The sequence below is a fragment of the Microbulbifer sp. ABF4_107 genome (assembly GCF_056312215.1).
In genome coordinates this window covers 2,956,376-2,969,534 of the sequence record NZ_CM149983.1, presented here as the reverse complement: position 1 = coordinate 2,969,534, position 13,159 = coordinate 2,956,376, and the positions used below count along the sequence as shown (strand labels likewise).

The window sequence follows — 13,159 nt, the reverse complement described above, 5'->3', positions numbered from 1 at the left end:
GAAAGATGATTTTTTCAAAAACTCGCACCCTGAAACGTACTCTCAGCCATTTTCTCTCCGCCACGGCTTTGCTGGTTGCCAGCTCAGCGGCTGCCGCCGCGCCGGAACGGGTAATCAGCACCGGCCACTCCATCACCGAGCTGGTGTTGGCTCTGGGGGCTGGCGATAGCCTGATCGCTGTGGATTCCTCCACGCGCCTGCCGGCGGATTTCAAAAAGGTACCGGTGGTTGGTTATTACCGACAATTACCGGTGGAGGGAATGCTGGCGCAGAACCCGCAGGTATTGATTGGCGGTGAACATATGGGTCCGGCCAACACCCTCACCCTGCTGGAAAACGCTGGTGTAAAAATTGTAAAACTGCCGGAAGCGGAAAATGGTGAGCAGCTGATCGCCAATATCGATCGGTTGTCTGAAGTGCTGGAAAAGCCCGCAGGCAACGTGAAAAAACAGGTGGTACAGCAACTGCAGTCCCTGAAAAGTGCCCGCACCGCCTTGTCGGACGCACCGCGCATTTTATTTGTCCGCGCCCAGGAAGGCCGCGGCCTGAAAGCCGCTGGCACTGGCACCAGCCCGGACAGCCTGATCCGTATGGCGGGCGGCGTCAACGCTGTGGAATTTTCCGGTTACAAGCAACTGTCCGACGAAGCACTGATCGAGTTGCGCCCGGACTGGATTCTGTATTCCAGTGACCAGGACGCACAGCTTAAAGGCGGTGCGGTATTGCTGGAGTGGCAACCGCTGCTGAAGCTGACCCCGGCCGGCAAGAACGGTGCTTTCTTTTCCGTAGACGGTTTTGCGCTGCTCGGCGGTATGGGCCTTGCCAGCCTAAAGGAAGCGAAAAAACTGAACGAAAAGTTTTCTGGAAACTGATCGAACAAAGTGGCGGTGGCGCTACCGGGTGCAACTTTGTGAGACACGCCGTAAACCCATCCATGGGGGCTCTTCTAAAACGTCCCTGTTTTAGAAGGTCTCACAAAGTTGCACCCGGTATCGCCACCTTCTCCTTAGCCCTTTTCGCCTTGAGGTACCTCTCCCTTGGAATTTCGCCTGAGTGACAAAAGCCTGCTGCCAGCGCTGATTGCGCTGTTGCTGTTGGGGAGTTGTATCTCCCTTGCGGTGGGCGCCATGACCATCGGTTGGCGGGATGTGCTCGCCGGCCTGATGCAGTGGAGCTGGCCCGGTATTCTGGATCAGGATGTGCCGGAACAGTACGCGCTGGTGCTGGGTGAAATCCGCCTGCCGCGTTTGCTGCTCGGTTTGATTGTCGGCGGCACCCTCGGCGTGTGCGGCGCGGTGATGCAGGGCATGTTCCGCAATCCCCTCGCCGAACCGGGCATTATCGGTATTTCCTCAGGCGCCGCCGTAGGCGCGGGTATCGTGCTGGTATTTGGCGGCGTGCTGAGTGTTTGGCTGGGCGCATTTTACGAAAAGCTGCAATGGCTGCTGTTGCCCGCATTCGCCAGCACGGGAGCAATTCTTGCCACCTGGCTGGTGTATATCCTCGGCGACCGCGGCCGCTCGGTGGTAATGATGCTGCTCGCCGGTATCGCCATTTCTGCGCTGGCCGGCGCGGCCCTGGGAATGTTCGCCTACGTGGCTACCGACACGGCGCTGCGGGATATGACCATGTGGCAGCTGGGTTCGCTGTCCGGGGCAACCTGGACCAGTGTGCTGGTGACAGGATTTATTTTTGCCATTAGCGCCGGCTTGTTGTGGGCGCGGGCGAATGATCTGAATGCGCTGCTGCTGGGTGAGTCCGAAGCGCGACATCTAGGCGTGGATGTGATTGGCCTGAAGCGGCAGATTATCGTGCTGAACGGTATCGCCGTAGGCGCTGCGGTTTCGGTATCGGGAATTATTGGCTTTGTCGGTTTGGTGGTGCCGCATATCGTGCGTCTGCTGCGCGGGCCGGATCACCGCTACCTGATTCCCTACAGTGCCCTGCTTGGCGGACTGTTACTGACCGTGGCCGATACCATTGCGCGCAGCGTCTTCGCGCCGGCGGAAATGCCGGTGGGGATTATTACCGCGCTCCTGGGTGCACCTTTCTTCCTGTTCCTGCTGTGGCAACAGCGCCAGCAGATTTTCTAACGGGAGGTTGCCCTATGTTGATGAAAAGTTTGTTGGAAATTTCCGACCTTTCGATCCAGTATCCGCGCGCGGCATCGCCGTTGCTGGAGCATATCTCCCTGGGTTTTGCCTGTGGTGAAGTCACCGCGCTCCTCGGCCCCAATGGCTGCGGCAAAACCTCACTGCTGCGCGCCATCAGCGGTGAGCTGGATTATTCAGGCCGCATTCACCTGTTCGGCCGCCCGCAGGCAGAGTGGTATCGCTCTCAGAGCGAGCATCGCGCCCTGGCGCGCCGCTACGGCCTGCTGGCCCAGCACTCCAACCTGAATTTTGCCTTTACCAGTCGCGAAGTGGTTCAGCTGGGTCTTGGCCCGGGCAGCCTGTCGCGGGCAGAGCAGGGCGAGCGGGTAGAGCACTTTATGCAGCGCGCGGATGTATGGCATCTGCGCGACCGGCTTTTCCCCAGCCTCTCCGGCGGCGAAAAACAGCGGGTGCAGCTGGCACGGGTTTTGTCCCAGCTCAGCCTCGCGGAACCCGGTGAAGAAAAGATCCTGCTGCTGGATGAGCCCACGTCCGCGCTCGATCTCAAGCATCAGCACGAGGTACTGGCGCTGGCCTGCGAAATCGCCGGTGAAAATACTGCCGTTGTCGCCGTGCTCCACGACCTCAATCTCGCCGCCCGATATGCAGACCGCATGGTAATGCTGGCCAACGGACAGGTTCAGGCGGACGGCACCCCCGCCGAGCTGCTGCAGCCGGATCTGGTGGAGCAGGTTTATGGCTACCGCGGGCAACTGGTGGACGTGGCGGGTTACAGCGCTCTGCTGTGATTTTGGTGTCCTGCACAGATTGTCGAATAACGCGACAACTGGTACGCCTGCATCCGAGGATTCTGCCGGCGCCGCCAACTTGAACCGAGTGGGGCGCTGAATTGAATTTGTTTCAAGTGCACCCTTTGCACCGCCGCCGCCCCCTTGGTGTACAATGCGCCGCTTTCTGGGGGCGGGCCGGTCACAAACGGGTCGGGATTTGCCCTTGTCGAGATTATGCTTGCGCGATTCGCGCCTTATCATCCGAGGGAATACCATGTTTGATAAATCCGTCACCCTTTCTTCCTACGATCCCGATGTGTGGTCCGCCATTCAGGACGAAGACCGCCGCCAGGAAGAGCACATCGAGCTGATCGCCTCGGAGAACTACACCAGCCCGCAGGTGATGGAAGCCCAGGGCACCAGCCTCACCAACAAATACGCCGAAGGCTACCCGGGCAAGCGCTACTACGGCGGCTGTGAGTACGTCGACAAGGTAGAAGCTCTGGCCATCGAGCGCGCCAAGGAACTGTTTGGCGCGGACTACGCCAACGTTCAGCCGCACTCCGGCTCCCAGGCCAACGCCGCGGTTTACCAGGCGCTGTGCGCCCCTGGCGACACCGTACTGGGCATGAGCCTGGCCCATGGCGGCCACCTGACCCACGGTGCCAAGGTCAACTTCTCCGGCAAAATCTACAACGCGGTGCAGTACGGCCTGAACCCGGAAACCGGCGAAGTGGACTACGAAGAAGTCGAGCGCCTGGCCCTGGAGCACAAGCCGAAGATGATCGTTGCCGGCTTCTCCGCCTACAGCCGCATCATGGACTGGGCCAAGTTCCGCACCATCGCCGACAAGGTTGGCGCCTACCTGATGGTCGATATGGCGCACGTTGCCGGTCTGGTTGCCGCGGGCGAATACCCGTCTCCGGTACCCCACGCCGACGTGGTGACCTCCACCACCCACAAAACCCTGCGCGGTCCTCGCGGCGGCATCATCATTGCCAAGGCCAATGAAGAGATCGAGAAGAAGCTGAACAGCGCGGTATTCCCGGGTGGTCAGGGCGGCCCGCTGATGCACGTGATCGCGGCAAAAGCAGTTTCCTTCAAGGAAGCCATGAGCCCCGAGTACAAGGCCTACCAGAAGAAAGTGGTAGAAAACGCCCGCGCCATGGCCGAGACCTTCCTCGACCGCGGTATCAACATCGTTTCCGGCGGCACCGACGACCACCTGATGCTGGTGGACCTGATCGGCAAGGAATACACCGGTAAGGATGCGGACGAAGCCCTGGGCAACGCCAACATCACCGTAAACAAGAACGCCGTTCCCAACGATCCGCGCTCCCCGTTCATCACCAGCGGTCTGCGCGTGGGCACCCCGGCCATCACCACCCGCGGCTTCGGCGTGGAAGAGACCAAGCAGCTCACCCACTGGATCTGTGACGTGCTGGACGCACTGGAAAAAGGCAATGCCGACGCGACCATCGCCGAAGTGAAAGCCAAGGTGCTGGAAGTCTGCGCGAAGTTCCCTGTTTATCAGGGCTAAGCTCCTGAGCTGAGCCCCCGGCTCTGACTCCCAAGCGGCCCCATATGGGGCCGTTTTTGTAGGTGGGTAGCGGACCCCGGGGCGCGAAATGTTAGAATCCCGCGTAAAGCAGATGAGAGCGTTTCCATGAACAAAAGACAGGTAGAGCAGATACTGAACCGGGCCGACGAGCGCTGTCGGGCCAAGGGCGTGCGCTTTACCGAGAAGCGTCAGAATATTTTGCGGGCGCTGCTCAAGTCTCCGGTGCCGCTTTCCGCCTACGAGATTGCCGATGTTTACCGGGAGGCCACCGGCGAGACCATTCAGGCCATGTCGGTTTATCGCATGCTGGATTTTCTGGTGGAGAACAGCCTGGTACACAGACTGGCATCCGCCAACAAATTTGTGGCCTGTTCCCATATCGCCTGTAGCCATGACCACCAAACCCCCCAGTTCCTGATCTGCGAGCGCTGTGGCGCGGTGAAAGAGGTCGGCATCAAGGGGGATGTCATCAAGTCCCTGCAGAAGGGCGCTTCCAGTGCAGGCTGGCAGTTGCTGAGCCCAGCGTTGGAGTTGCCCTGTCTTTGCGATCGGTGCGCCGCCTGAGCCTGTCCGTCCCGCCCACATTGCAATTACCCCGGCGCGCAAGGCGTGGGCACTTCTGTGGTAAACTCCGCGCATTTTCCGAACGGGCCCAATCCCCATGCACTGTCCCTTCTGCAGCGCAGACGAAACCAAAGTCGTAGATTCCCGCCTGGTGGCCGATGGCGACCAGGTGCGGCGCCGTCGTGAGTGCCTGCAGTGCCACGAGCGTTTCACCACCTTTGAGACCGCCGAGCTGGTGCTGCCGCGGGTCGTCAAGCAGAACGGCCAGCGCGAACCCTTCAACGAAGACAAGCTGCGCGCGGGTATCCAGCGCGCGGTGGAGAAACGCCCGGTCAGCACCGAGCGGGTCGAGGCCGCCGTGGCCCAGATCAAACACGCCCTCCAGGCCACCGGCGAGCGCGAGCTCCCCGCCATGCATATCGGTGAACTGGTGATGGAACAACTGCGCGAGCTGGATCAGGTGGCGTTTGTGCGCTTTGCCTCGGTCTACCGCCGGTTTGAAGATGTCAGTGATTTCAGCGATGAGATCGAGCGTCTGAATACGCCCAAGGGAGCGGATCAGTGAGTATTACCCCCCGTGAACTGATGGCGCGCGCGGTCCAGCTGGCCGAGCGCGGCACCTACACCACCATGCCCAACCCGCGGGTGGGCTGTGTGATTGCCGATGCCGAGGGCAATATCGTCGGCGAGGGCTGGCACAAGCGCGCCGGTGAACCCCACGCGGAAATCGAGGCCCTGAACGACGCCGGTGAGAAGGCGAAAGACCATATCGCCTATGTGACCCTGGAACCCTGCAGTCACACCGGCAAAACCGGCCCTTGCGCCGATGCCCTGATCGCCGCCGGCGTGGCCAAGGTGGTTTTCGGAATGGAAGACCCGAACCCCAGCGTCAGCGGGAATGGGTTACAGAAACTGCGCGATGCGGGCATTGAAGTGGAAGGCCCGTTGCTGGAAGAATCCTGCCGGGCGCTGAACCCGGGCTTTATCAAGCGCATGACCCTCGGCCTGCCGCTGGTGCGGACCAAATCCGCCATGAGCATCGATGGGCGCACCGCCATGGCCAGCGGCGAATCCAAGTGGGTCACCGGCCCCGCCGCCCGCGCCGATGTACAGAACCTGCGCGCGCGCAGCTGCGCCATCGTCACCGGCGTGGATTCGGTACGCCACGACAACCCGAACATGAACGTGCGCCCGGAAGAAATGGCGCTGCCGGAGGCGGAAGCCGCCGCAGCGGCTGAGAAACAGCCGCTGCGGGTGATCGTAGACAGCAAACTGCGCACCCCGGCCAAGGCCTTTATTTTGCAGGGTGACGCCCCCACATTGGTGGTCACGACGGAAGCTGCAGACAGCGAACGCCGCGCGCGGCTGGAGAAGACCGGTGCCGAGGTACTGGTACTGCCCGCGGACAAAGACGGCCGCGTACACCTGGGCGAACTGCTGAAAGAGCTCGCCCGCCGCGAATGCAACGAAGTGCTGGTCGAGAGCGGTGCGACCCTCTCCGGCGCCTTTATGTATCAGGGCCATGTGGACGAAGTGATCATTTACGTGGCGCCCAAGATTCTCGGCTCCAGCGCCAGACCGCTGTTCGAGCTGCCGATTGAGCGCATGGGATCCATGCTGCCCATCACCATTACCGATATGCGCGCAGTCGGCCACGACTGGCGTATTACAGCCACGACCGATATCGAGCGGTAAGCGGTAAGAGGGTGCTTCTAAAAAGCAGGATTTTCGCGCGAGGGCTAGAAAGCCCCGCGCGCAGGACCGGAATGTATATAAATACATGAGGATCCGAGCACGGAGCTGACGACGCCCTCGCGTGAAAAGACAATTTTTAGGAGTGCCCGGATTGTTTACCGGAATTATTGAAGCCGTTGGCGAAATTACTGCTTTGCAGCCCAAGGGCGGCGACCTGCGCCTGCGGGTAAAGACTGGCAAGCTGGATCTTTCTGACGTCAAACTCGGCGACAGCATCGCCACCAACGGTGTCTGTCTTACCGTGGTAGATCTGCCCGGCGACGGGTACTGGGCCGACGTCTCCGCCGAGACCCTCGCGGTTGCGACACTGCAGGACTGGAAACTGGGCGACAAGGTCAACCTGGAAAAGGCCCTGACCCCACAGACCCGCCTCGGTGGCCATATGGTCAGTGGTCACGTGGATGGCATCGGCGAAGTGGTATGGCGCAAACAGACCGCCCGCGCCGAACAGTTCCGCCTGCGCGCACCCAATGAGCTGGCCAAATACATCGCCCACAAGGGCTCCATCACCGTCGACGGCACCAGCCTCACGGTGAATGCTGTCGATGGCGCCGAGTTCGAACTCACCATCGTGCCCCACACCATCGCCGAAACCGTCATCGGCGGTTATCAGGCGGGTACAAAGGTGAACCTGGAGGTAGACCTGATAGCGCGCTATCTGGAGCGGCTACTCTTGGGAGATGCCGCGGCCGAGCCCAGGAGTGAAGGGCTGACGATGGAATTTCTGGCGCAGCACGGCTTCTACAAGGCCTAAGGGTTATGTGGCGGTCCTGTCACTGGGTAGGCCTTTGCCGGACACGCCGTGAACCCATCCCTGGGGGCTCTTCGAAAAAGTCCCTTTTTTCGAAGGTCCGGCAAAGGCCTACCCAGCGCCAGGACCTTCGCGTCAGAGTGATGTACGGCTTGAGATATACGAGGTTTACCTGACAGGTAGATCGAACGAACTAGAGGTTTTATGGAACTCAATAGCGTTGAAGAACTGATCGACGATATCCGTCAGGGCAAAATGGTTATCCTGATGGATGACGAAGATCGCGAGAACGAAGGTGACCTCGTCATCGCCGCCGAACAGGTGCGCCCGGAAGACGTCAACTTCATGGCCACCCACGCCCGCGGCCTCATCTGCCTGACATTGACCGGTGACCGCTGCGAACAGCTCGACCTGCCGCTGATGTCCCGCGACAACGGCGCCCAGTTCAGCACCAACTTCACCGTCTCCATCGAAGCCGCCGAAGGCGTCACCACCGGCATCTCCGCCGCCGACCGCGCGCGCACCATTCGCGCGGCCGTCGCCCGCAATGCCAAGCCCTCTGACATTGTCCAGCCCGGCCATATCTTCCCGATCAAAGCCCAGCCCGGTGGCGTACTGAGCCGCGCCGGCCACACCGAAGCCGGTTGCGACCTCGCGCGCCTCGCCGGCTTCGAACCCGCCGCCGCCATCGTCGAAATCATGAACGAAGACGGCACCATGGCCCGCCGCCCGGACCTGGAAAAATTCGCCCAGCAGCACAACCTCAAGATCGGCACCATCGCCGACCTCATCAACTACCGTGCCCTGAACGAAAAAACCGTCGAGTGTGTCAACGAGCGCAAAGTGCAGACCGAATTCGGCGAATTCAAACTGCGCACCTACCTCGACAAAGCCCGCCGCGAACGCCACTTCGCGTTCAGCCTCGGCGACTTCCAGCCGGAAGAGCCCACCCTCGTGCGCGTCCACGTCGCCAGCACCCTGCGCGACGTATTCTCACTGCGCCGCGGTGACGAAAAATACGAACCCTGGACCTTCCGCAACGCCCTGAAAAAAGTCGCGGAAGAGGGCAAGGGTGTAGTGGTCGTGATCTGCCACAACGAAACCACCGATGAAATCGAAGAAAGCATCGACTGGCTGATCAGCGGCAAGCAACAGCGCCCGAGCCAGGACCTGGTGTACAAACAGGTCGGCACCGGCTCGCAGATTCTACGCGATCTGAAAGTACGCAAAATGCGTCTGATGAGTGCGCCATTTAGATTCAGTGCTATCTCCGGTTTCGATCTGGAGGTAGAGGAATACCTGAACGCCGAAGAAATTTAATCGGTTAGGTAAAACTCAAGAGTTCAAATCGAAGGCGGGGCGCTGGGTATTTGTTTTCAGAAGCGTCGGCGACAGGGACGTCGCCGACGCAGCGTACAGGGATGTATTCACAGCGGTTCTGAAAACAAATACCCAGTGCCGCGCCGCCACGGAATCCCGGCCGAAGTGACACCGGGGCCTGAAGTGGAAAAACAGAAACGGAAAAAAGAAATGAGCAATATCAAAGTAATCGAAGGGGATTTCGTAGGCAGCACCGGTAAATACGCGCTGCTGGTAAGCCGTTGGAACAGCTTCGTAGTAGAAAGCCTCAAAGACGGCGCCCTCGACACCCTGCGTCGCAAAGGCATCAAAGAAGAAGATATCACCATCTACTACGCCCCGGGCGCCTTCGAATTCCCGCTCGCCGCGCAGAAAATTGCCGAAACCAAAAAGTTCGACGCCGTAATCGCACTGGGCGCCGTTATCCGCGGCGGCACCCCGCACTTCGAATACGTCGCCGGCGAATGCACCAAAGGCCTCGCCCAGGTCTCCATGAACACCGGCATCCCTGTGACCTTCGGCGTCCTCACCGTAGACTCCATCGAACAGGCCATCGAACGCTCCGGCACCAAAGCTGGCAACAAAGGCTGCGAAGCCGCCGAGACCGCCCTCGAAATGGTCTCCCTGATCAGCAAAATCTGATTGAGAAATCACTGAAATGACCGTAACCGCATCCGCCCGCCGCAAGGCCCGCCACTACGCCATGCAGGCGCTGTACCAGTGGCAAATGGCAGGCTCCAGCCTGAACACCATTGAAGCCGAGTTTCATGCCGACAACGACATGAGCAAAACCGACGTCGCCTACTTTCGCGAGCTCTTCCACGGCGTAGCGAAAAATCTCGACGAAGTCGAAGGCGCCTACAGCCAGTATCTCGACCGCGACGTCGAAGAGCTGGACCCGGTATCCCGTGCCCTGCTGCGCATGTCCACTTTCGAGATGATGAACCGCGTCGACGTACCCTACAAGGTCGTCATCAACGAAGCCGTCGCCCTGGCGAAAAAATTCGGCCCCACCGACGCGTTTAAATTTATCAACGGCATCCTCGACAAAGTTGCGGCGAAAGAGCGCAGTGTCGAAGTAAAGGCCGACAAAGGCTAGACCGCCCATGCCCGGCCCCGGTGAATTTGAACTGATTCGGGAGTACTTCAGCTCCCGCTTTCAGACCGGAGCCCGGCCGGGCAGTGCGGCAAATACGGTCGTACTGGGGATTGGCGACGACTGCGCGCTACTGAGCCCCCCCTCCGGTAAAACACTCGCCACCAGCGTCGATACCCTGGTCGCGGATGTGCACTTTCCCGCAAACGCTGATCCATACCGTATTGCCAGCCGCGCACTGCGCGTCAATCTCTCTGACCTCGCCGCCATGAATGCCGAGCCCCTGTGGTTCACCCTCGCGCTTACACTGCCGGAAAGCGACCCGCAGTGGCTGGAACCTTTCGCCCGTGGCTTGGCGGAAACGGCGCAAGCATACGGTGTCATACTGGTGGGAGGCGATACCACCAAGGGGCCTTTGTCCATCACCATCCAGGTCACCGGCGCCTGTGAAAAACCACTGCGCCGCGATGGGGCCAGCGCAGGCGATATTATTTTTGTTTCCAACCAGCTGGGCGCCGCCGCTGCAGCGCTGCCGATCGTTCTCGGCGAGATGGAAGGCTCCGCTGAACAGCATCAGCAGATGGAGGCCGCGTATTATTTTCCCGAACCGCAGTTCGCCGTGGCCCGCGCGATCGGCAACTACGCCAGCGCCGCACTGGATATTTCCGACGGGCTGCTCGCGGATCTCTCGCACATCTGCGAAGCAAGCAAACTCGGTGCCGATCTGAAGCTGGATACATTCCCCGTCGCCGCACTGGCGCAATCCTTAAGTACGGAAAGCGCACTGGAAACCGCACTTACCGGTGGGGACGACTATCAACTGTGTTTCACCGTGCCCGTGCAGCATCGGAGCGCTGTGGACAAATTGAATTTACCGATCACCGCCATCGGTTACATGAGTGCAGAGCCGGGTATCCGCTGCCGGCTGAATGACAGCCCCTGGCAACCGCGCGGTTCCGGTTACCGGCACTTTTGAAGGTAAAGAGTGACAGCTAAGAAAAGAATAAATATGAGCGAGAAAAAGACCCCGCTGCCAACGCCGACCTTTGCCGAACTGCTCCGCAGCCCGGTCATGCTGCTGGCATTTGGATTCGGCTCCGGCCTTGCCAAAAAGGCTCCGGGAACATTCGGCACTTTGGCCGCAATTCCGTTCTGGTACGGTCTGCAGTTTCTGTCTCCGGTCGCCTATATGGGCGTGATCGTGGTGACGTTTATTCTCGGCTGTTACCTGTGCGGCGCCACCTCGAAAAAACTCGGTGTGCACGATCACGGCGGTATCGTATGGGATGAATTTGTCGGCTACTGGCTGACCATGTTTATGGCCCCCGCAGGCTGGCTGTGGGCAGCTTACGGGTTTGTGCTGTTCCGGATTTTTGATATCGCCAAACCCCAGCCCATTGGCTGGGCGGATCGGCGGGTACACGGTGGTCTGGGGATTATGCTCGACGATATACTGGCGGGCATCTACGCCGCGCTGGTATTGCAGGGCACGGCCTATCTGATTCATACCCTTTGAGGCAGGACGCCCATGAAAATACACAAGCTGTTGGTATCGATTGCTCTCGCGCTGTCACCGCTGTTTAGCCACGCACAGGATGTGCGCCTGCAGGCGATATTCGGCACCAGTGCAATGTTCGAAATTGACGGCAAGCAGCGGTTGCTGAAATCCGGCAAGACCTCGCCGGAAGGGATCAGACTGGTTTCCGTTACCAGTGATTATGCACTGGTGTCGATTGATGGCCGCGAGCAGAAGCTCACCCTGGCGGCGCCGGTGGCAGCAAATTACCAGCAGGCGGACCGCGCGGAAGTGCGACTGAGTCCGGATCGTCGCGGTCATTACAGTACCACCGCCTGGATCAATGGCCGCCGGGTGGATGTGATGGTGGATACCGGCGCGACCAGTATCGCGTTCAACTATCCCACGGCAAAGAGCCTTGGGCTGGATCTCGCCCGCGCGCGGCCGATGACCGTTTCCACCGCCAGCGGTGTGGAGAAGGCCTATCGCCTGAATCTCGCCAGCGTCACCATCGGCGGTATCACGGTACACAACGTGGATGCCACGGTACTGGGAAGTGATTTCCCGCAGGTAACCCTGCTGGGCAACAGTTTTTTGAGCCGCGTGGATATGCAGCAGCAGGATGGTCTGTTACTGCTCCGCGCGCGCAATTGATCACGCATATTGATGGAATACGAGGTATCAGTTTGACCATTCGTTTTGTGGAATCCTGCAAGCTGCCCACTTCCTGGGGCATGTTTGAGATGCACGGTTTCGAGGAGTTGGAAACCGGCAAGGAGCATGTGGTTTTGAGCATGGGTGATCTGGATACCGACACCCCGGTGCTCGCTCGTATTCACTCCGAGTGTCTGACCGGCGACGGGCTGTTTTCCCTGCGCTGCGATTGCGGCGCCCAGTTGCAGTATGCGATGCACCGTATCGCCACCGAGGGCCGCGGAGCGGTTTTCTATCTGCGCCAGGAGGGCCGCGGTATTGGCCTGCTGAACAAGATCCGTGCCTACCACCTGCAGGATGCGGGGGCGGATACGGTGGAGGCCAATGAGCAACTGGGGTTTGGCGCGGATATGCGCGACTACTCGATTCTGAAGCCGATGATTGATCACCTGGGTATCCAGTCCATTCGCCTGATGACCAATAACCCGCGCAAGGTAAAGGCGCTGCAGGATCTGGGCGTGGACGTCACCGAGCGCCTACCGCACCAGTCCGGCCGCAATCCCCATAATACCGATTACCTGTCCACCAAGAAGGGCAAGCTGGGACACCTGTTCGACGACGAGAGCGGCACCGGGGAAGGGTGAAGCTGAAAGCGGTGACTGAGAGCGGTTTTCACTGTCACAAACCTTTCATAAAACCGTCACAGTAAGGCAACGGGAAAACGCCAATCTATACGTGAGCAAGATGCAGAGCGCGGGAAATGCTCAGGAAGAGCGGATCAGTTACTCAGGGACAGCGTGCTCAAAAATTGTGTCTATACTCAAAGTTATCTGATCGTTGGCGGTCGAGAAAGGTGATGTACCTCCAGCGCTAAGATATAAGGGCCGGCTTTATGCCGGCTTTTGTTTTTTATGTGCCGTCGAGAAAACGCTGGCGCAGAGACGTGGCTCAGCTGGGTTTTCGGTTGCTCGCGCCGACCTGCGGCCGCGGGCGCTACATCCTGTAGCGCTGGGCACTTC

General features: G+C 59.8%; 15 protein-coding genes. All 15 read left to right on the top strand.

Going from position 1 to position 13,159, the window contains the following annotated elements:
• Positions 1-5: 5 nt before the first annotated feature.
• The 15 genes from ACYX4K_RS12155 to ribA all read left to right on the top strand — a co-directional run bounded on the left by ACYX4K_RS12155 (position 6) and on the right by ribA (position 12,784).
• On the top strand, positions 6-872 hold the full coding sequence (locus ACYX4K_RS12155; RefSeq protein WP_475091865.1) for a heme/hemin ABC transporter substrate-binding protein: 867 nt from the start codon (positions 6-8) through the stop codon (positions 870-872).
• 165 nt (positions 873-1,037) lie between these two features.
• On the top strand, positions 1,038-2,093 hold the full coding sequence (locus ACYX4K_RS12150; RefSeq protein WP_475091866.1) for a FecCD family ABC transporter permease: 1,056 nt from the start codon (positions 1,038-1,040) through the stop codon (positions 2,091-2,093).
• 14 nt (positions 2,094-2,107) lie between these two features.
• The gene (locus ACYX4K_RS12145) at positions 2,108-2,902 is read left to right on the top strand and encodes a heme ABC transporter ATP-binding protein (RefSeq protein WP_475091867.1); all 795 of its coding nucleotides are present in this window, start codon (positions 2,108-2,110) and stop codon (positions 2,900-2,902) included.
• A gap of 256 nt (positions 2,903-3,158) precedes the next feature.
• Positions 3,159-4,424 (top strand): serine hydroxymethyltransferase, encoded by a 1,266-nt coding sequence (glyA, locus tag ACYX4K_RS12140; RefSeq protein WP_475091868.1) that lies wholly within the window; start codon positions 3,159-3,161, stop codon positions 4,422-4,424.
• Between the two features lie 126 nt (positions 4,425-4,550).
• Entirely contained in the window at positions 4,551-5,009 is a 459-nt protein-coding gene (locus ACYX4K_RS12135; RefSeq protein ID WP_475091869.1) for a Fur family transcriptional regulator, read from the top strand.
• Between the two features lie 97 nt (positions 5,010-5,106).
• Positions 5,107-5,574: a transcriptional regulator NrdR gene (gene nrdR / locus ACYX4K_RS12130; protein ID WP_043319270.1), complete on the top strand. Its 468-nt coding sequence runs from the start codon at positions 5,107-5,109 to the stop codon at positions 5,572-5,574.
• 20 nt (positions 5,575-5,594) lie between these two features.
• Complete coding sequence (ribD, locus tag ACYX4K_RS12125; RefSeq protein ID WP_475093922.1) at positions 5,595-6,704, top strand: bifunctional diaminohydroxyphosphoribosylaminopyrimidine deaminase/5-amino-6-(5-phosphoribosylamino)uracil reductase RibD; 1,110 nt, start codon at positions 5,595-5,597, stop codon at positions 6,702-6,704.
• Positions 6,705-6,855: 151 nt separating this feature from the next.
• Positions 6,856-7,518, top strand: a complete 663-nt coding sequence (locus ACYX4K_RS12120) for a riboflavin synthase (RefSeq protein WP_475091870.1) — start codon at positions 6,856-6,858, stop codon at positions 7,516-7,518.
• Between the two features lie 201 nt (positions 7,519-7,719).
• Entirely contained in the window at positions 7,720-8,835 is a 1,116-nt protein-coding gene (gene ribBA / locus ACYX4K_RS12115; RefSeq protein WP_475091871.1) for a bifunctional 3,4-dihydroxy-2-butanone-4-phosphate synthase/GTP cyclohydrolase II, read from the top strand.
• A 210-nt stretch (positions 8,836-9,045) separates the two neighbouring features.
• Positions 9,046-9,516, top strand: coding sequence for a 6,7-dimethyl-8-ribityllumazine synthase (ribH, locus tag ACYX4K_RS12110; RefSeq protein WP_043319264.1), 471 nt, complete (start codon positions 9,046-9,048; stop codon positions 9,514-9,516).
• Positions 9,517-9,532: 16 nt separating this feature from the next.
• Positions 9,533-9,973 carry a transcription antitermination factor NusB gene (nusB, locus tag ACYX4K_RS12105; RefSeq protein ID WP_475091872.1) on the top strand — a complete coding sequence of 147 codons (441 nt, stop codon included), beginning with the start codon at positions 9,533-9,535 and terminating at the stop codon, positions 9,971-9,973.
• Between the two features lie 7 nt (positions 9,974-9,980).
• Positions 9,981-10,946: a thiamine-phosphate kinase gene (gene thiL, locus ACYX4K_RS12100; RefSeq protein ID WP_475091873.1), complete on the top strand. Its 966-nt coding sequence runs from the start codon at positions 9,981-9,983 to the stop codon at positions 10,944-10,946.
• 33 nt (positions 10,947-10,979) lie between these two features.
• Positions 10,980-11,486: a phosphatidylglycerophosphatase A family protein gene (locus tag ACYX4K_RS12095; protein WP_475091874.1), complete on the top strand. Its 507-nt coding sequence runs from the start codon at positions 10,980-10,982 to the stop codon at positions 11,484-11,486.
• Positions 11,487-11,498: 12 nt separating this feature from the next.
• A complete protein-coding gene (locus ACYX4K_RS12090) occupies positions 11,499-12,140 on the top strand; it encodes a retropepsin-like aspartic protease family protein (RefSeq protein ID WP_475091875.1) in 642 nt (213 codons plus the stop codon).
• Positions 12,141-12,172: 32 nt separating this feature from the next.
• Positions 12,173-12,784 (top strand): GTP cyclohydrolase II, encoded by a 612-nt coding sequence (gene ribA / locus ACYX4K_RS12085; protein ID WP_475091876.1) that lies wholly within the window; start codon positions 12,173-12,175, stop codon positions 12,782-12,784.
• The last annotated feature ends 375 nt before the right edge of the window (positions 12,785-13,159 follow it).

Excerpts from the sequence above, each read along its gene's own strand:
- ACYX4K_RS12155 (WP_475091865.1), top strand. The coding sequence starts at position 6 with ATGATTTTTTCAAAAACTCGCACCCTGAAACGTACTCTCAGCCATTTT.
- ACYX4K_RS12145 (WP_475091867.1), top strand. The coding sequence starts at position 2,108 with ATGTTGATGAAAAGTTTGTTGGAAATTTCCGACCTTTCGATCCAGTAT.
- ACYX4K_RS12135 (WP_475091869.1), top strand. The coding sequence starts at position 4,551 with ATGAACAAAAGACAGGTAGAGCAGATACTGAACCGGGCCGACGAGCGC.
- ribH (WP_043319264.1), top strand. The coding sequence starts at position 9,046 with ATGAGCAATATCAAAGTAATCGAAGGGGATTTCGTAGGCAGCACCGGT.
- ribD (WP_475093922.1), top strand. The coding sequence starts at position 5,595 with ATGGCGCGCGCGGTCCAGCTGGCCGAGCGCGGCACCTACACCACCATG.
- nrdR (WP_043319270.1), top strand. The coding sequence starts at position 5,107 with ATGCACTGTCCCTTCTGCAGCGCAGACGAAACCAAAGTCGTAGATTCC.
- ACYX4K_RS12090 (WP_475091875.1), top strand. The coding sequence starts at position 11,499 with ATGAAAATACACAAGCTGTTGGTATCGATTGCTCTCGCGCTGTCACCG.
- thiL (WP_475091873.1), top strand. The coding sequence starts at position 9,981 with ATGCCCGGCCCCGGTGAATTTGAACTGATTCGGGAGTACTTCAGCTCC.
- ribBA (WP_475091871.1), top strand. The coding sequence starts at position 7,720 with ATGGAACTCAATAGCGTTGAAGAACTGATCGACGATATCCGTCAGGGC.
- glyA (WP_475091868.1), top strand. The coding sequence starts at position 3,159 with ATGTTTGATAAATCCGTCACCCTTTCTTCCTACGATCCCGATGTGTGG.
- ACYX4K_RS12095 (WP_475091874.1), top strand. The coding sequence starts at position 10,980 with ATGAGCGAGAAAAAGACCCCGCTGCCAACGCCGACCTTTGCCGAACTG.
- nusB (WP_475091872.1), top strand. The coding sequence starts at position 9,533 with ATGACCGTAACCGCATCCGCCCGCCGCAAGGCCCGCCACTACGCCATG.